Origin of the sequence: Streptomyces sp. NBC_00872 (assembly GCF_045161915.1) — a bacterium.
Lineage (GTDB): Bacteria > Actinomycetota > Actinomycetes > Streptomycetales > Streptomycetaceae > Streptomyces.
The window spans coordinates 5965627-5983658 of the sequence record NZ_CP108806.1 but is presented as its reverse complement, the minus strand read 5'-3'; the positions used below and the strand labels follow the sequence as shown (position 1 = coordinate 5983658).

The window sequence follows — 18032 nt, the reverse complement described above, 5'->3', positions numbered from 1 at the left end:
AGATGCGTACGGCTGCGGCACCGCTCTGCGCCGTGCTGCCTTGCTCTGGTCCTGCTCCGGTCCTGCTCCGGTCTCGCTCCGGTCGGTCCGGATCCGCTGCGGTCGGTCCGGGTCACCGCCTCAAGAATGGACCGGCGCCCCGACAAGCGGTCTGGCCTGTGGACAACTTGTCCCCAGCCCTGTGGACAACTGCTCTCGGGCCGGGGGCGCCACCGTTCCGCCCTGTCCGTGCCTCATGACCGCGCGCGGCCGGAAAGCGACGCTGAAGTGTACGTTTCCTCGGCTCCTCGACTCCGCGGCGGTGACGCTGTGACGCGTACGACCGGTCCGCGGCTTCCCCACCCCTGGACACCTCTACTGACCGCCGGGTAACTTTTACTGAGCAAGCGCTTACCCGAATGCTCCCGCAGGAGGTTTTCCCGTGCGTCGTACCGTCTACAACGAGGACCACGAGGCGTTCCGGGAGACCATCCGCGCCTTCATCGAGGCCGAGGTCGTCCCGGTCTACGACGAGTGGTACGCGGCGGGCCAGGCGCCCCGCGAGTTCTACCACCAGCTCGGCGAGCTGGGCGTCTTCGGGATAGAGGTGCCGGAGGAGTACGGCGGCGCGGGCGAGGAGTCGTTCAAGTTCCAGGCGGTCATGACCGAGGAGGCCGCGCGCGCCGGTGTCTCCTTCGGCGGCTCCGGCGTCCATGTCGCGCTCTGTCTGCCCTACTTGAAGGCGTACGCGACCGACGAGCAGAAGAAGCGCTGGCTGCCGGACTTCGTCAGCGGCCGGACCATGTACGCCATCGCCATGACCGAGCCGGGCACCGGCTCCGACCTGGCCGGTATGAAGACCACCGCCCGGCTCTCCGACGACGGTACGCACTATGTGCTCAACGGCGCCAAGACCTTCATCACCGGCGGTGTCCACGCGGACCGTGTCATCGTCTGCGCCCGTACCGCCGCCCCGACCGCCGAGGACCGGCGCCACGGGATCTCCCTGCTGGTCGTGGACACGAGATCCGAGGGGTACGCGGTCGGCCGCAAGCTCGACAAGCTGGGCCTGAAGACCTCGGACACCGCCGAACTGTCCTTCACCGATGTCAGGGTCCCGGTCGGGGATCTGCTCGGCGAGGAGAACAAGGGCTTCTCCTACCTCGGCCAGAATCTGCCCCAGGAGCGTCTCGGCATCGCCGTCGGCGCCTACGCGCAGGCCGCCGCCGCGGTGCGGTTCGCGCAGCAGTACGTGCAGGACCGGACGGTCTTCGGCAAGTCCGTGGCGTCCTTCCAGAACACCAAGTTCGAACTGGCCGCCTGCAAGGCCGAGGTGGACGCGGCGGAGGCCGTCGTCGACCGCGCGCTCGAAGCCCATGACCTGGGTGAGCTCTCCGCCGCCGAGGCCGCGTCCGCGAAGCTCTTCACCACCGAGGTCGCGCACCGCGTCATCGACAGGTGTCTCCAGCTCCACGGCGGCTACGGCTATATGAACGAGTACCCGATCGCCCGGCTGTACGCGGACAACCGCGTCAACCGGATCTACGGCGGCACCAGCGAGGTCATGAAGATGATCATCGCCAAGTCGATGGGCCTCTGAGCCCTCCTCCACGATCGGACGTCACCACCGTCCCGGACACCGCCGTCCGGGACACCACCGTCCCAAACACTGCCGTCCGAAACACCGCCGTCCCGGTTGTCACCGTCCCGGATGCCATGATCCGGGGCGTCACGGTCCGGGGCGCCATGATCCGGGGCGTCACCGTCGGAGCAGACCGGCCTCGTTCAGCAGATACGCGGTCATCGGGTCGTAGAAGCGCGGGTCCGTGACATGGTCGTCCAGCGGGACCGTCACCTCCATCGTGCCCTCCGCCTCGCCGAGGAAGAGCGCGGGGTCGTTGCAGTCCGCGTAGCCGACCGAGTCCAGCCCGCGCTGCGCCGCGTACCCCGCCCAGCCGTGGTCCGCGACCACCAGATCCGGCAGCGGTCGGCCCTCGCCCTCCAGCGCGTCCAGGATCGCCCGCATGGGCTCCGGCGAGTGGGTGTGCCAGAGGGTCGCGCCGCGCTCCAGCATCGCGACATCGGCGAACTGGAAGACCATGCCCTCGTCGGCGGTGAGTCCGCCGGGGATCTGTACGATCTCGCAGCCCGCGGCCCGCAGCGCGTCCGCGGTCTGCCGGTGCACGTCGAGCAGCCCGCCCGGGTGGCCGGTCGCGAACAGCACGCGCTCCCGGGCCAGGACGGCCTTGCGCAACCGCGTGGCCATCCGCTCCAGTGCCCCTACGGTCAGCTCGGGGTCGATGGTGTCCTGGCCGGTCCGGTGCTCGGGATCGTCGTTGACGCCGCACCGCTCGGCCATCACGGCGAGGACGTCCTGCTCGTCTGTCCAGCGGTCCGCCAGCTCCAGGCCCAGCCAGTAGTGGCGGTCACCGTTGGCGAGCTTGCGGTAGTGGGAGAGATTGTTGTCGCGGGGGGTGGCCACGTCTCCGGCGATACGGGTGCGGACGAGGTGGTCGACAAGGGCGGCGCGGCTGGGTATCGGCATGAGCCCATTGTGCCGTCAGGCATACGCACCGCGCCGGGTGTCCGGGTCTCCGGACCGCGCCCGGCCCCTCCCCGCCCCTCCTGGGCGCCCACCGCGACGGTTCTCCGAACTCCCATGGCCACTCCTCAGCCGGCCCCCCTCAGCAGCGGCTCCTCAGCGGCTTCCCGGCCACTCTCGGGCCGCTCTCCGGCCGCTCTCGGGCCCTCTCCGGCCGGATCCACGCGCCGTCGGCCGCCGGACCGGAGCAGATCGGCCCCGGACCGCCCCGGACCGCCCCGGACCACCCCGGACCACCCCGAACGGGCGCCCCGGGCAGGCACCCCGGACCATCCGGGTTCGGTCCACTACGCCACCCCGGGCACCCCGTCCTCGTCGCCCAGCGCCGCGAAGGCGCCGTGCGCGAGCCGGCGCAGCAGGGACTCCGTCGCCGCGCGCCCCGGCAGGCCGCCGCCGTGCGCCCCGAGGTGCGGCGTCGAGTTCAGCAGTCCGAAGACGGCGTGGACCGCCCCGCGCGCCTGGGTCTCCGGCACGTCCGGGTACAGCTTCCGTACGACCTCGACCCACAGCTCCACATACTGCCGCTGAAGCTGTCGCACGAGCTTGCGGTCGCTGTCCCTCAGACGGTCCAGCTCCCGGTCGTGGAGGGTGATCAGCGGGCGGTCGTCGAGGGCGAAGTCGATATGGCCGTCGATCAGCGAGGCCAGTACGGCGGCCGGGTCCCCGTCCGCCCCCGCCCCGCGCACCCGCAGCCTGCCGCCGTCCAGCAGCCGTCCGCTGATACCGACGAGCAGTTCGGCGAGCATCGCGTCCTTGCCCGCGAAATGGCGGTACAGACCGGGGCCGCTGATACCGACGGCCGCCCCTATCTCATCGACGCCGACCCCGTGGAATCCACGCTCGGCGAAGAGGCGCGCGGCGTGCTTGAGGATCTGCTCGCGGCGGGTCGGGGCGGCGGTCCTGATGCTCATGGGAAATCATTCTAGACAGGGCTGTTAGCGGTCGTTAACCTTATGGCGACAACGTTAACGCTCACTAACCCGGTGCGTGTCCGACGAGCCCGCCGACGACCCTGGCGACACCCGGCGACGAGCCCGCCGACACCCGCCGACCAGCCCAGCGAGGAGCTACGAGCGATGCAGCAGGCACCCGTGCTGGCGAGCGCCGCGGATCCGGCCTCCGAGGCCTGGCGGATCAACGAGGCGGCGCACGAGGAGCTGGCCGTCGGTCTGCGCACCCGGCTCGCCGCGGCGCGGCTGGGCGGCGGCGAGAAGGCCCGCGCCCGGCACACGGCGCGCGGGAAGCTGCTGCCGCGCGACCGGGTGGACACCCTGCTCGACCCCGGCTCGCCCTTTCTGGAGCTGGCGCCGCTCGCGGCCGAGGGGATGTACGGCGGCGCGGCCCCGGCCGCCGGGGTGATCGCCGGGATCGGCCGGGTCAGCGGCCGTGAGGTGGTGATCGTCGCCAATGACGCCACGGTCAAGGGCGGCACGTATTACCCGATGACGGTGAAGAAACACCTCCGCGCCCAGGAAGTGGCCCTGGAGAACAGACTGCCGTGTCTGTATCTCGTGGACTCCGGCGGCGCCTTCCTTCCGATGCAGGACGAGGTCTTCCCCGACCGGGACCACTTCGGACGGATCTTCTACAACCAGGCGAGGATGTCCGGCGCCGGTGTTCCGCAGATCGCGGCGGTGCTCGGGTCCTGCACGGCGGGCGGCGCCTATGTCCCGGCGATGAGCGACGAAGCGGTGATCGTGCGCGGTCAGGGCACGATCTTCCTGGGCGGGCCGCCGCTGGTGAAGGCAGCGACGGGCGAGGTCGTCACGGCCGAGGAGCTGGGCGGCGGCGAGGTGCACTCCCGGGTCTCCGGTGTCACCGACCATCTCGCGGAGGACGACGCGCACGCGCTGCGGATCGTGCGCACCATCGTCTCCACCCTCCCCGCGCGGGGCGCGCTCCCCTGGTCCGTCGAGCCGGTCGAGGAGCCCAAGTCCGATCCCGCCGGGCTGTACGGAGCGGTGCCGGTGGACTCCCGTACGCCCTACGACGTCCGTGAGGTGATCGCGCGGCTGGTCGACGGCTCGCGGTTCGCCGAGTTCAAGGCCGAGTTCGGTACGACGCTGGTGACGGGGTTCGCGCGGATCCACGGCCATCCGGTCGGGATCGTCGCCAACAACGGCATCCTGTTCTCCGAGTCCGCCCAGAAGGGCGCGCACTTCATCGAGCTGTGCGACCAGCGCGGTATCCCGCTGCTCTTCCTCCAGAACATCTCCGGCTTCATGGTCGGCAGGGACTACGAGGCGGGCGGGATCGCCAAGCACGGCGCGAAGATGGTCACGGCCGTGGCGTGCACACGGGTGCCGAAGCTGACGGTCGTGATCGGCGGTTCGTACGGGGCGGGCAACTACTCGATGTGCGGGCGGGCCTACTCCCCTCGCTTCCTGTGGATGTGGCCGAACGCCAAGATCTCGGTCATGGGCGGCGAGCAGGCCGCGTCCGTGCTGGCGACCGTCAAGCGCGACCAGATCGAGGGGCGCGGCGAGGAGTGGCCGGCCGAGGACGAGGAGTCGTTCAAGTCGCCCATCCGCGCGCAGTACGAGACCCAGGGCAATGCCTATTACGCGACCGCGCGCCTCTGGGACGACGGCGTGATCGACCCGCTGGAGACCCGGCAGGTGGTGGGTCTGGCCCTGACCGCGTGTGCCAACGCCCCACTGCCCCAGAGGGACAGCGCGGCGTCCGGCTTCGGCGTCTTCCGGATGTGAGGGTGGGAATGTTCGACACGGTTCTGATCGCCAACCGCGGCGAGATCGCGGTGCGTGTCATCCGTACCCTGCGGACTCTGGGGGTGCGCTCGGTCGCGGTCTTCAGCGACGCGGACGCGGACGCCCGGCATGTGCGGGAGGCCGACACGGCGGTGCGTATCGGCCCCGCCGCCGCGTCCGAGAGCTATCTCTCCGTCGACAGGCTGCTGGCCGCCGCGGCCCTCACGGGGGCGCAGGCGGTCCACCCGGGCTATGGCTTCCTCGCGGAGAACGAGGCCTTCGCGCGGGCCTGCGCGGACGCGGGGCTGGTCTTCATCGGACCGCCCGCCTCCGCCATCGAGCTGATGGGCGACAAGATCCGTGCCAAGGAGACGGTACGGGCGGCGGGGGTCCCGGTGGTGCCCGGCTCCTCGGGCAGCGGGCTGACCGACGCCGAACTGGCCGCCGCGGCCGCGGAGATCGGTATGCCGGTGCTGCTCAAGCCCTCGGCGGGCGGCGGCGGCAAGGGCATGCGGCTGGTGCGCGCGGAGTCCCTGCTCGCCGAGGAGATCGCGGCGGCCCGGCGGGAGGCACGGTCCTCCTTCGGGGACGACACGCTGCTGGTGGAGCGGTGGGTGGACCGGCCGCGCCATATCGAGATCCAGGTGCTGGCGGACACCCACGGGAACGTGGTGCATCTCGGCGAGCGCGAGTGCTCGCTCCAGCGCCGCCATCAGAAGGTCATCGAGGAGGCGCCGTCCGTTCTGCTGGACGAGGCGACCCGCTCGGCGATGGGCGAGGCGGCGGTCCAGGCGGCCCGCTCGTGCGGATACGCGGGCGCGGGGACGGTCGAGTTCATCGTGCCCGGCCGCGATCCGTCCTCGTACTTCTTCATGGAGATGAACACCCGTCTCCAGGTGGAGCATCCGGTCACGGAGCTGGTCACGGGCCTCGACCTGGTCGAGTGGCAGCTACGGGTCGCCTCCGGCGAGGAACTGCCCTTCGCGCAGGCCGACATCACCCTCACCGGCCACGCGGTGGAGGCCCGGATCTGCGCGGAGGACCCCGCGCGGGGGTTCCTGCCGACAGGCGGTACGGTCCTGGCGCTGCGCGAGCCGCAGGGCGACGGGGTACGGACGGATTCGGGCCTCTCCGAGGGTTCGGACGTCGGCAGCGCCTACGACCCGATGCTCTCCAAGGTCATCGCCCATGGCCCCGACCGCGCCACCGCCCTGCGCAGACTGCGCGCGGCCCTCGCCGGGACCGTCACCCTGGGCGTCACCACGAACGCCGGTTTCCTCCGCCGGCTTCTCGCCCACCCCTCGGTGATCGCGGGCGATCTCGACACGGGCCTGGTCGAGCGGGACGTGGAGTCCCTGCTCCCGGACGGGGTCCCGCCGGAGGTCTACGCGGCGGCGGCGGCGGTCCGCCAGGCGGAGCTTCGACCGCCCGCGACCGCGGGATGGGTGGACCCCTTCTCCGTACCGGACGGCTGGCGTCTGGGCGGCGAACCCGTCCCCGTGACGCACCAATTGCGGGTGCCGGGACTCGAACCCGTCGCTCACCGGGTGCTCCCCGGGGACCGGTCCCGGGTGGAGCCCGCGCGGGTCACGGTCACCGGCTCGGCGGATGGTGTGACCCACACCTTCCACCGGGCGGGCGACTGGCTCGGCAGGGACGGGGAGAGCTGGCATGTGGTGGACTTCGACCCCGTCGAGGCCGCCCTGCGCGGGAGCGGCGCGGCCGGCGGGGCGGACTCACTGGTCGCGCCCATGCCGGGCACCGTCACCGTGGTCAAGGTGGCGGTCGGGGACGAGGTGACCGCCGGGCAGAGTCTGCTCGTCGTCGAGGCGATGAAGATGGAGCACGTCATCTCCGCCCCGCACGCGGGCACCGTCACCGAGCTGGATGTCACCCCCGGCTCCACCGTCGCCATGGACCAGATCCTGGCGGTCGTCACCCCCGCGCCCGAGCCGGACACCGCGCCCGCACCCGTACCCGGTCGCGGTCCCGCCACAGCGCCGGACACCGCCGTCCCCCAGGAGGAGTCATGACCGACGGACTGCCCATGGCCGTCCCCGCGGAGGGACTGCCGCCCCAGATCCGTATCCACGAGGTGGGCGCGCGCGACGGGCTCCAGAACGAGAAGTCGGTCGTACCGACCGAGGTCAAGGCCGAGTTCATCCACCGGCTCGCCCATGCCGGGCTCACCACCATCGAGGCCACCAGCTTCGTACGCCCCGACCGGGTGCCCCAGCTCGCGGACGCCGAGGAGCTGTTCCCCCTCCTCGGCGATCTGGGGCCGGAGGTCGCGCTCCCCGTCCTCGTGCCGAACGCGCGGGGCCTCGACCGCGCCATCGCCCTCGGTGTCCGCCGTATCGCCGTGTTCGGCAGCGTCACCGAGTCCTTCGCCAAGGCCAATCTCAACCGTACGGTCGACGAATCACTCGCCATGTTCGCGCCGGTGATCGAGCGGGCCCGCGCGGACAAGATCCATGTCCGCGGCTATCTCTCCATGTGCTTCGGCGACCCCTGGGAGGGGCCTGTCCCCGTCCACCAGGTCGTCAGGGTCGCCAAGGCCCTGATGGACCTGGGGTGTGACGAGCTGAGCCTCGGCGACACCATCGGCGTCGCCACCCCCGGGCATGTGCAGACCCTCCTCGCCGGGCTGAACGAGGAGGGCGTGCCGACCAATGCCCTCGGTGTGCACTTCCACGACACCTACGGCCAGGCACTCGCCAACACCTTCGCCGCGCTCCAGCACGGTGTGACCACGGTGGACGCCTCGGCGGGCGGCCTCGGCGGCTGCCCGTTCGCGAAGAGCGCCACCGGAAACCTCGCCACCGAAGATCTCGTGTGGATGCTCGACGGCCTCGGTGTCGAGACCGGCGTCGATCTCGGCCGGCTCACCGCCACCAGTGTGTGGCTGGCCGAACGGCTGGGCCGCCCCAGCCCCTCCCGTACCGTCCGAGCCCTCTCCCACAAGGAGTGACGCACCCATGTCCCTGGACCACCGGCTCTCGGCCGACCACGAAGAACTGCGCCGCACCGTCGAGGAGTTCGCCCATGACGTCGTGGCGCCCAAGATCGGCGACTTCTACGAGCGCCACGAGTTCCCGTACGAGATCGTCCGTGAGATGGGGCGGATGGGCCTGTTCGGACTGCCGTTCCCCGAGGAGTACGGCGGTATGGGCGGCGACTATCTCGCGCTCGGTATCGCCCTCGAAGAGCTGGCCCGCGTCGACTCCTCCGTGGCGATCACCCTGGAGGCGGGGGTCTCGCTCGGCGCCATGCCCATCCATCTCTTCGGTACGGAGGAGCAGAAGCGCGAGTGGCTGCCCGGTCTCTGCGCGGGTGAGGTGCTCGGCGCGTTCGGACTGACCGAACCCGAGGCCGGTTCGGACGCGGGCGGCACCCGCACCACCGCCGTGCGCGACGGCGACGCGTGGGTGATCAACGGCAGCAAGTGCTTCATCACCAACTCCGGGACGGACATCACCGGTCTGGTCACGGTCACGGCCGTCACCGGCCGCAAGGAGGACGGCCGTCCGGAGATCTCCTCGATCATCGTCCCGTCCGGCACCCCCGGCTTCACCGTCGCCGCCCCGTACTCCAAGGTCGGCTGGAACGCCTCGGACACACGTGAGCTGTCCTTCTCGGACGTACGGGTCCCGCTGGCGAATCTGCTCGGCCAGGAGGGCCGGGGATACGCCCAGTTCCTCCGTATTCTCGATGAGGGCCGGATCGCGATCTCCGCGCTGGCGACCGGTCTCGCCCAGGGATGTGTGGACGAGTCGGTGGCGTACGCGAAGCAGCGGCACGCGTTCGGGCGGCCGATCGGCGCCAACCAGGCCATCCAGTTCAAGCTCGCCGACATGGAGATGCGCGCGCACATGGCGCGGATCGGCTGGCGGGACGCGGCCTCGCGGCTGGTGCGCGGTGAGCCGTTCAAGAAAGAGGCGGCGCTGGCGAAGCTGTACTCGTCGACGGTCGCCGTCGACAACGCCCGCGAGGCCACCCAGATCCATGGCGGCTACGGCTTCATGAACGAGTATCCGGTGGCCAGGATGTGGCGCGACTCCAAGATCCTGGAGATCGGCGAGGGCACCAGCGAGGTCCAGCGGATGCTGATCGCGAGGGAGTTGGGCCTGCCGAGCTGAGCGGCACCCCGCCGCGGGTGCCGGGACGGCGGTGCGGCGGCGGGGAGGAGCCGGTGCCCCGGCCCCTCCCCGCGCGTGTGTCCGCACCTCCCCGCGCGTGTGTCCGCGTGCCTGTCCGTCAGCCGGCCGGCCAGGGCACCAGCGGTGAGCGGTAGTAGTCGATACCGAGCGCCGTCATACGCGGCCCCTGGGCCGCCAGCCGCACCTTGTACGTGTCCCAGTCGTGCGTGGCCGCCGGGGACCAGCCCAGTTCCGCGACACCCAGCAGCCGGGGGAACGCCATGAACTCCAGTTGGTCACTGGTGGCGAGGGTCTCCGTCCAGAGCGGGGCCTCGATGCCGAGCACCGCGCTCTCGGGTACGCCCGCGCCGGCGAGATAGGTCGCCGGATCCCAGCCGTACGAGCGGTCCACCTCGGTGTAGCCGGCCCAGGACTGGCCCAGCGCGGTGCTTCTGTCGTACTTCATGTCCAGATACACCCGGTCCGCCGGGGAGAGGATCAGCCCCGTGCCCTTCTTGGCCGCCGCCGCGACCTGCGCGCGCTCGGCGGCGCCCGTGGCGTCGTAACCCCAGTACTGGGCGACGGCCCCCGCGACCGGGGTGGCACCGGTGAGCTGATGCCAGCCGACGACCGTCTTGCCGTATTTCTGTACGGCGGCCTGCGCCCGGTCCATGAAGGCCACATAGTCGGCGTGGCTGGTGGCGTGCGCCTCGTCACCGCCGATGTGGAGGTACTTGCCCGGGGTGAGCGCGGCCAGCTCGCGCACCACGTCGTCCACGAAGTCGTACGTGACCTCCTTCGCCACGCACAGCGAGCTGAAGCCGACGCTCGTGCCCGTGTAGAGCGGAGGCGCGACACCGTCGCAGTTCAGCTCGGCGTACGAGGCGAGCGCCGCGTTGGTGTGGCCCGGCATGTCGATCTCCGGGATGACCTCCAGCTCCCGCGAGGCCGCGTAGCGCACCAGATCGCGGTACTGGTCCTTGGTGTAGTAGCCGCCGGGGCCGCCGCCCACCTGGGTGGAACCGCCGTATGTGGCCAGCCTCGGCCAGGAGTCGACGGCGATCCGCCAGCCCTGGTCGTCGGAGAGGTGCAGATGCAGCTTGTTGATCTTGTAGAGGGCCAACTGGTCGATATAGAGCTTGACCTGGTCAGCCGTCAGGAAATGCCGTGAGACATCGAGCATCGCGCCCCGGTAGGCGTAGCGCGGGGTGTCCGTGATGGTGCCGCCCGCGACCGTCCAGGGGCCCCGCTGCCCTGTCCGCTTCTCCACCGGGGCGGGCAGCAGCTGGCGCAGGGTCTGGACCCCGTGGAAGAGTCCGGCGGGCTCACGGGCGGTGATCGTGACACCGTGCCGCCCGGACTCCAGCCGGTAACCCTCCGCGCCCAGACTCCGCTCGCCCGCGCCGAGCCGCAGCCGGATGCCGCCCGGCGCCTGCCGGTCGGTGACCGGCAGGGCGTATCCGGTGGAGGGGCGCAGCACCCCGGCCAGATAGGAGCCGATCCGCCGGGCCTCACGCGTGTCGTCGCGCGAGCGGCCGTCGACCAGGATGCGGGTCGCCGCGGTGATGGCATACGGCGAGCCGCCCGCCCGCACCCGCTGCGGCGCGGGCACGACCTGGTCCAGCGGACGCGCGGCTCCGGAACCGCCCTGGGATCCGGAACCGGCGTGGGATCCGGAACCGCCCTGCGAACCGGAACCGGCGTACGGGCGGTCTCCATGGAGGGCCGCAGTGCCCGCGGGCACCGGGCCCGTGGCTCCGATGCCGGCGATACCGGCCGCCGCGACGAGCAGCAGCGAGCCGAACAGCCGGGGTAGCGCTCTGCGGTGTGCCACAACGTTTCTCACGAGGTCGTCCCTTCGACGGGGTACTCACCTGTGGTGCCGGGCGTTGAACTCCCCCCATGGGACCCGCGAGCCCCACCGGCGGTCAAGGTGTAGACCAATTTCCGCCCTTCTGGCGGAAGAATCCCCGCCTGGGGGAGTTCACCACCGCCGGTTCACCGCCACCGACAAGACCGCCCTGAAGCGGCTCACCGTCCGTTCCCCCTTTCGGCCCTGGATGAGACCGACTCCTGCCCGATTCCGGGCAGATTTCTTGCAAACGTCCTCCTCTACCCGCAATATCAACGAGTGCTGGAACGCCACACGTCGTACGACGACCTCATCGACCATCTCGTCCGCAGCACCGCGCTCCGGCGCGGCGAGGCGGCCCGGGTGGTGCTCGACGTGCTGGCCTACTTCGACGAGACGACCGAGGAGTTCGTCCGCCGCCGCCACCGGGAGATGCAGGCCGCCGGCGGCACCAACGCGGAGATCTTCGAGCGGATCGCGGCCGAGCTGCCGCACCGGGCGGTGGCACCGCCGGAGCTCTCGCTCCGGCAGCTGCGCCGCATCGTCTACGGCTGAGGCGATCATGAACCGATCAGCATCATGAACCGATCAGGAGGGGCAGAGACTGTATGTGCGGAATCGTCGGATACATCGGCAGGCGTGATGTGGCACCACTGCTGCTGGAGGGCCTTCAGCGGCTGGAGTACCGCGGATACGACTCGGCGGGAGTGGTCATCACCGGCAAACCGGCCGCGGGCAAGGCCGCCACGCTGAAGATGGTCAAGGCCAAGGGCCGGGTCCGTGATCTGGAGGCCCGCGTGCCCAAGCGCTTCGCGGGCACCACCGGTATCGCGCACACCCGCTGGGCCACCCACGGCTCGCCGAGCGACGAGAACGCGCATCCGCACATGGACGCCGAGGGCAAGGTCGCGCTCGTCCACAACGGCATCATCGACAACGCCTCCGAGCTGCGGGTGAAGCTGGAGGCGGACGGGGTGGTGTTCCTCTCCGAGACCGACACCGAGGTGATGACCCATCTCATCGCCCGCTCCCAGGCCGCCACCCTGGAGGAGAAGGTCCGCCAGGCGCTCCAGCTCATCGAGGGCACCTACGGGATCGCCGTGCTGCACGCCGACTTCCCGGACCGTATCGTCGTCGCGCGCAACGGCTCCCCGGTCGTCCTCGGCATCGGCGAGAAGGAGATGTTCGTCGCCTCCGACGTGGCCGCCCTCGTCTCGCACACCCGCCAGGTCGTCACTCTCGACGACGGCGAGATGGCCACCCTCAAGGCCGACGACTTCCGTACGTACACGACCGAGGGCTCCCGCACCTCGGCCACGCCGACCACCGTGGAGTGGGAGGCCGAGTCGTACGACATGGGCGGCCACGACACGTATATGCACAAGGAGATCTCGGAGCAGCCGGACGCCGTGGACCGGGTGCTGCGCGGCCGGATCGACGACCGCTTCGCCACCGTGCATCTCGGCGGCCTCAATCTGGACGCCCGCGAGGCGCGCGGGGTGCGCCGGATCAAGATCCTGGGCTGTGGCACCTCGTACCACGCGGGGCTCATCGGCGCGCAGCTCATCGAGGAGCTGGCCCGGATCCCCGCGGACGCCGAGCCCGCCTCCGAGTTCCGCTACCGCAATCCGGTCGTGGACCCCGACACGCTCTATGTCGCGGTGTCCCAGTCCGGTGAGACGTACGACGTGCTGGCCGCGGTGCAGGAGCTGAAGCGCAAGGGCGCGCGGGTGCTGGGTGTGGTCAATGTCGTGGGCTCGGCGATCGCCCGGGAGACCGACGGCGGGGTGTATGTGCACGCGGGCCCGGAGGTCTGTGTCGTCTCCACCAAGTGCTTCACCAACACCGTGGTCGCCTTCGCGCTGCTGGCGCTGCATCTCGGCCGTATCCGGGATCTGTCGGTCGCCGACGGCAAGCGGATCATCGAGGGGCTGCGCCGACTGCCCGCCCAGATCTCCGAGATCCTGGCGACGGAGGACGCCATCGCGAAGCTGGCGGCCCAGTACGCGGACTCCGCCTCGATGATGTTCATCGGGCGCGTGCGCGGTTATCCCGTGGCGCTGGAGGCCTCCCTGAAGCTCAAGGAGATCTCCTACATCCACGCCGAGGCCTATCCCGCCTCGGAGCTGAAGCACGGCCCGCTCGCGCTGATCGAGCCGGCGCTGCCGACGGTCGCGATCGTCCCCGACGACGATCTGCTGGAGAAGAACCGCGCGGCGCTGGAGGAGATCAAGGCGCGCAGCGGTCCGATCCTGGCGGTGGCGCACCAGCCGCAGGAGAAGGCCGATCACACGATCGTGGTACCGAAGAACGAGACCGAGCTGGACCCGATTCTGCTGGGCATCCCGCTCCAGCTCCTGGCGTACCACACGGCGCTGGCGCTGGGCCGGGACATCGACAAGCCCAGGAATCTCGCGAAGTCCGTCACGGTCGAGTAGCCGAGCAGCGGAACGCCGGCCGTCCGAGCGCCGGTCCCTGGAGGACCGGCCCTGGAGCGCCGGAGCCAGGAGCGCGCGGTCCTGGAGCGCATGGGCCGGGGCCTGAACCGGAGGGGCCCGAACCGGAGGGTGCGGTCCCGTCGGGACCGGGCTGTAGGAGGGGTCGGACTCCACCTCGGCGGGGCGGCCCTCGTAGCTGTCCGGTACCGGGAAGCGCCCGACGGGGCGGACCGGAGCGGACACACGGCCCCGGCAGAGGCTGTGAGAGCGCCCCCAGCGCATGCCGCCCGGCGCGCTGGGGGCGCTCTCCGGTAGGGGCCGGCGCTGCCCGGACACCGGCCCGCGGCTGCCTCAGCCGGTGGCCGTCACCCCCCGGCCGGCAGCACGACGACGCGGCAGTGCGGTCGGCCACTTGGCGAGCGCGGCCGTCGCTCCGTACCAGGCGGCGAGGCCCGCCACGGCGGCGATCCAGCCGCCTGTCCTGGCGAGCCCCGTGCTGTCGGCGAACTGTCCGACGGCGAGCAGCAGCAGTGCGACGGTGAGCAGTCCGTACGCCCCCTGGAACAGCGGCCCCGCGCCCGCCGCGCCAAGGGTGAGGCTGAGCGCGAGCAGCGCCCACAGGAGGAGGAAGAGGCCGGCCGCGTCGGCGGAGATCTGATCACCGACGCCCGTCCCCCAGGTGAACCAGAAGGCTCCGAGGCCCGCGAAGGCCGTACCGGTGAATGAGTCGCCCGACCGGAATCCGAGCAGCCCGGCGACGAAGAGCGCGACACCGCCGACGTACAGCGCGAGCGGGACGGCGTCGGCCGCCGTCGCTCCGTCGATGACGGCGGTGTGGCCGATGCCGAAGGCGAGCAGGGTGAGTCCGAGCGCGAGATGGCCGAGAACCGAAGTCGAAGTGGTGCTTCCCGCAGAGACGTCGTTGTCCACGGCGGGCTCCCTTCATGATGTGCGGGTGTGCTGTGTCCCAGCGGCCGTTATGTACCCTTCACAAGCGCACGATTCACCTCTACGCGTGAGTAAATTCACGTTGTGCGCAAGGGAGTTGACACAAAGTCAGCTGGTGTGAAGCGCGGGCGGACAAAACCGGACCGCGCCACGCCGGGCCTGAGGTCCGAGAGCGGGTCGGCTCCGGCCGGACGGGAACGGCCGGGGACGGAAGAGAACGGCCGGGCCGGAACGGGCCCGACCGTCAGGGAATCACCACGACGGGCCGCTGCGCACGGCGCGCGAGCCGTCCCGCCACCGAGCCGAAGATCCGCCCGACGATGCCGTGCGTGGAGCCCACGACGATCGCGTCGGCCGAATACTCCTCGCCGACCTCTTCGAGTTCATGGCAGATGTCACCGCCGCGCTCGACCAGGATCCACGGCACCTCGGCGAGGTAGTCCGCGCAGGCCAGTTCGAGACCGAGCACCTCGGTGCGGTGGTCCGGTACGTCCACGAAGACCGGGGGTTCGCAGCCCGCCCAGACCGTGGTCGGGAGCCGGTTGGCGACATGGACGATGATCAGGCCGGAGCTCAGTCGCTTGGCCATACCGATGGCGTACGCGAGCGCCCGCTCACTGGATGTCGAGCCGTCGAAGCCGACCACCACTCCGTGGCGGAAGGCGGGATCGCAGGATGCATGGGTCTGTTCCGCCGCTCGCAGGTCCGACAGAGGGTCGGCCACCCGCTTGCGGTCTGCGGGTTCGGGGATTTCGTGACCAGCCATGGCGTCTCGGCTAAAGAGGTCCTCTTGGGAAGGGACAACAATGGGCGTGGCGGGTGTCGTGGTGGGCGGTGCCGTGTCCGGGAATCATCTTCCCAATCCGTACCCATAAGGGTACGGCGACACTCTTCTCATGCCCAGAGCCCGCCGCCCCACACGCGGCGTTCCAGGGAGCATGCACGAGGCCGCCCGGGATCGCAATGCCGGATGGCCCCTACAGTTGTCCGAGGAGTGACCGGAGGGCTCCGCTCCTCGTTGGCCATCGGTCATATCGTCACTTCGAGGGAGCAGCCGTGCCCGCATCACCGACCGCTCAGGCCACTTCGGACGCTCCGTGTCGCGACGCGCGGAAGGCGCGGAAGGCGCTCCGCGCGATCCCGGCGACGGGCGGGGCGGTCCCGGCGGGCGGCGGATCCGCCGCACCCGGCGCCCGGCCGCTCGCGCGGCGGGCCGTCGAACCGGCCGCGGGGCCGCCGTCGCACCGGGCGGCGCGGAAGTCCGCGGAGCGGTCCGGCGCCCCGCACGGGGAGCCGCGCCGGGAGCCGTGCCGGGAGCCCGCCGGGGACACCGCGCGGGCGCCGTCGGAAGATCCGGCGGGAGAGGTCGTCCGCTGGGCGTCGTTGAGTTGTCTGCTGGTCCCGCTGGTCGTCACCGTGTACGGAACGTCCTTCGGTGGCACGATCGTCACAACGCTCGGACTCGCCGCGGTGACGGCGGTCTGCCGGCTGCTGCTGCGCCGCTCCGCGTCCCCCGCCGCCCAACCGCGGGCGGCGGAGGCGAAGATGGGGGAACAGCCGCGGCCGGGCGCGGGAGCCGGGCCGGCAGCGGCCGCGGAAGACCGGGCGGGCGCGGGAGGAAAGACGAGCGGGACGACGAGGAACGGGGCAAGGATGTACGGAACGTACGGAACGTCCGGAAGCCGACGGTCCTCGGGCGGTCGGGGGGCGCATCGAGGCTCGCGCGCGCGTGAAGGTAGTGCGCCGGGAGATTGAAAGCTTCGCACAGACGCACCCATCACTTTTCAGCCAACTTCACACTGGGAGAGAACCCCTGGGGAAATGGCCTGCCAACCCCCTTGCCACCAGGGAAGAAAGGACCGACCCAGTCGTCCGCACCCTACGGGGACGGGCCATGCACGTGAGGCCCACTTCCACTCTCGGCTCCCGAGTGGAACGCTTCGTGATCGAATGCTTCGCGCCAAGTTGCCTTGTCGACATAGCGCCGGATGGAGAACTTGTCACGCCGGCACCACGGGACACAGTAGATTCGATCATGAGTATCGAAGGCTGGGGACCCGTGCAAAACCGAGGGGAATCGTGCAGGAGCGAGAGGCCCGACAAGAACGGGGAGACGCGAACACCGAGGGGGGCTTAGCGCCATGAGCCAGGACTCCATTGCCGCACCGGAGTCAGCACGGAAGCTTTCCGGGCGTCGCCGACGAGAAGTCGTCGCCGTGCTGCTCTTCAGCGGTGGCCCCATCTTCGAGAGCTCAATTCCGCTCTCGGTGTTCGGAATCGACCGCCAGGACGCCGGGGTTCCCCGCTACCGCCTGCTCGTGTGTGCCGGGGAGGACGGACCGCTGCGCACCACCGGCGGGCTCGAACTCAGCGCGCCGTACGGTCTGGAGGCGATCAGCAGGGCGGGCACCGTGGTCGTGCCGGCATGGCGGTCGATCACATCGCCGCCACCACCGGAAGCGCTGGACGCGCTGCGCCGGGCGCACGAGGAGGGCGCGAGAATCGTCGGTCTGTGCACCGGCGCGTTCGTGCTCGCCGCGGCCGGTCTGCTGGACGGCCGCCCGGCCACCACACACTGGATGTACGCGCCGACGCTCGCCAAGCGCTATCCGTCCGTGCATGTGGATCCGCGTGAGCTGTTCGTCGACGACGGCGATGTGCTGACGTCGGCGGGCACGGCGGCCGGAATCGATCTGTGTCTGCATATAGTCCGGACGGATCACGGCGCGGAGGCCGCGGGCGCGCTCGCCCGCAGACTCGTCGTACCGCCACGGCGCAGCGGCGGTCAGGAGCGCTATCTGGACAGGTCTTTACCTGAAGAGATCGGCTCCGACCCGCTCGCCGAGGTCGTGGCCTGGGCGCTGGAGCATCTCCACGAGCAGTTCGACGTGGAGACGCTCGCGGCCCGCGCGTACATGAGCCGCCGTACGTTCGACCGGCGGTTCCGTTCGCTGACCGGAAGCGCGCCGCTCCAGTGGCTGATCACCCAGCGGGTGCTGCAGGCACAGCGGCTTCTGGAGACCTCCGACTACTCCGTCGACGAGGTCGCCGGCCGCTGCGGCTTCCGCTCACCGGTGGCGCTGCGCGGCCACTTCCGGCGCCAGCTCGGCTCCTCCCCCGCGGCCTACAGGTCCGCCTACCGGGCCAGGCGCCCGCAGGGCGAGCCGATGGCGCCGGGGGTCCTGGAGTCGGTCGTACCGGCCCAGGTCTCGGCACACGCCAGACGGGCGGCCGCGGCCGCCGGCGTACCGGGCCAGGCGACCGCGTCGTCGGCGGTGCAGGATCACGGGAAGCCGGGTTCCGACGTATACGCGACAGGTCCGGGCCGTCCGAGTCTGCCCGGCCAGCGGAGCGCCCCGTAGGGTA

General features: G+C 70.9%; 14 protein-coding genes. 8 read left to right on the top strand and 6 right to left on the bottom strand.

Annotated features, from left to right (window positions below; translation table 11 throughout):
* The first annotated feature begins 421 nt into the window (after positions 1-421).
* Positions 422-1579, top strand: a complete 1158-nt coding sequence (locus OG214_RS25735; RefSeq protein ID WP_363081881.1) for an acyl-CoA dehydrogenase family protein — start codon at positions 422-424, stop codon at positions 1577-1579.
* A 159-nt stretch (positions 1580-1738) separates the two neighbouring features.
* On the opposite strand, the gene OG214_RS25730 is transcribed toward OG214_RS25735, so the two are convergent.
* Both OG214_RS25730 and OG214_RS25725 read right to left on the bottom strand, forming a co-directional pair.
* Positions 1739-2524: a phosphatase gene (locus OG214_RS25730; RefSeq protein ID WP_405986082.1), complete on the bottom strand. Its 786-nt coding sequence runs from the start codon at positions 2522-2524 to the stop codon at positions 1739-1741.
* 344 nt (positions 2525-2868) lie between these two features.
* The gene (locus OG214_RS25725; protein ID WP_365900794.1) at positions 2869-3492 is read right to left on the bottom strand and encodes a TetR/AcrR family transcriptional regulator; all 624 of its coding nucleotides are present in this window, start codon (positions 3490-3492) and stop codon (positions 2869-2871) included.
* Positions 3493-3657: 165 nt separating this feature from the next.
* On the opposite strand from OG214_RS25725, the gene OG214_RS25720 reads away from it, so the two are divergent.
* Genes OG214_RS25720 through OG214_RS25705 form a run of 4 tightly spaced genes read left to right on the top strand, consistent with a single transcriptional unit; the run spans position 3658 to position 9428 of the window.
* Complete coding sequence (locus tag OG214_RS25720; RefSeq protein ID WP_405986081.1) at positions 3658-5289, top strand: carboxyl transferase domain-containing protein; 1632 nt, start codon at positions 3658-3660, stop codon at positions 5287-5289.
* 8 nt (positions 5290-5297) lie between these two features.
* Complete coding sequence (locus OG214_RS25715; RefSeq protein ID WP_405986080.1) at positions 5298-7322, top strand: acetyl/propionyl/methylcrotonyl-CoA carboxylase subunit alpha; 2025 nt, start codon at positions 5298-5300, stop codon at positions 7320-7322.
* Positions 7319-8260, top strand: coding sequence for a hydroxymethylglutaryl-CoA lyase (locus tag OG214_RS25710; protein WP_363081876.1), 942 nt, complete (start codon positions 7319-7321; stop codon positions 8258-8260). Before OG214_RS25715 ends, OG214_RS25710 begins: the two co-directional genes overlap by 4 nt.
* 7 nt (positions 8261-8267) lie before the next feature.
* A complete protein-coding gene (locus OG214_RS25705; protein WP_405986079.1) occupies positions 8268-9428 on the top strand; it encodes an acyl-CoA dehydrogenase family protein in 1161 nt (386 codons plus the stop codon).
* 118 nt (positions 9429-9546) lie between these two features.
* On the opposite strand, the gene OG214_RS25700 is transcribed toward OG214_RS25705, so the two are convergent.
* Positions 9547-11274 carry a beta-N-acetylhexosaminidase gene (locus OG214_RS25700; RefSeq protein ID WP_405986078.1) on the bottom strand — a complete coding sequence of 576 codons (1728 nt, stop codon included), beginning with the start codon at positions 11272-11274 and terminating at the stop codon, positions 9547-9549.
* A 285-nt stretch (positions 11275-11559) separates the two neighbouring features.
* Here OG214_RS25700 and OG214_RS25695 point away from each other — a divergent pair, with 285 nt between their 5' ends.
* Positions 11560-11835 (top strand): hypothetical protein, encoded by a 276-nt coding sequence (locus OG214_RS25695; RefSeq protein ID WP_363081873.1) that lies wholly within the window; start codon positions 11560-11562, stop codon positions 11833-11835.
* A gap of 53 nt (positions 11836-11888) precedes the next feature.
* Entirely contained in the window at positions 11889-13718 is a 1830-nt protein-coding gene (gene glmS / locus OG214_RS25690) for a glutamine--fructose-6-phosphate transaminase (isomerizing) (protein WP_363081872.1), read from the top strand.
* A 351-nt stretch (positions 13719-14069) separates the two neighbouring features.
* Here glmS and OG214_RS25685 read toward each other — a convergent pair whose 3' ends face one another.
* The 3 genes from OG214_RS25685 to OG214_RS25675 form a co-directional block, all read right to left on the bottom strand.
* Positions 14070-14648, bottom strand: coding sequence for an acetate uptake transporter (locus tag OG214_RS25685; protein WP_405986077.1), 579 nt, complete (start codon positions 14646-14648; stop codon positions 14070-14072).
* A 262-nt stretch (positions 14649-14910) separates the two neighbouring features.
* Positions 14911-15432, bottom strand: coding sequence for a universal stress protein (locus OG214_RS25680; RefSeq protein ID WP_363086269.1), 522 nt, complete (start codon positions 15430-15432; stop codon positions 14911-14913).
* 310 nt (positions 15433-15742) lie between these two features.
* On the bottom strand, positions 15743-16081 hold the full coding sequence (locus tag OG214_RS25675; RefSeq protein ID WP_405986076.1) for a hypothetical protein: 339 nt from the start codon (positions 16079-16081) through the stop codon (positions 15743-15745).
* 726 nt (positions 16082-16807) lie between these two features.
* Here OG214_RS25675 and OG214_RS25670 point away from each other — a divergent pair.
* Complete coding sequence (locus tag OG214_RS25670; RefSeq protein ID WP_363079221.1) at positions 16808-18028, top strand: helix-turn-helix domain-containing protein; 1221 nt, start codon at positions 16808-16810, stop codon at positions 18026-18028.
* Positions 18029-18032: the final 4 nt, after the last annotated feature.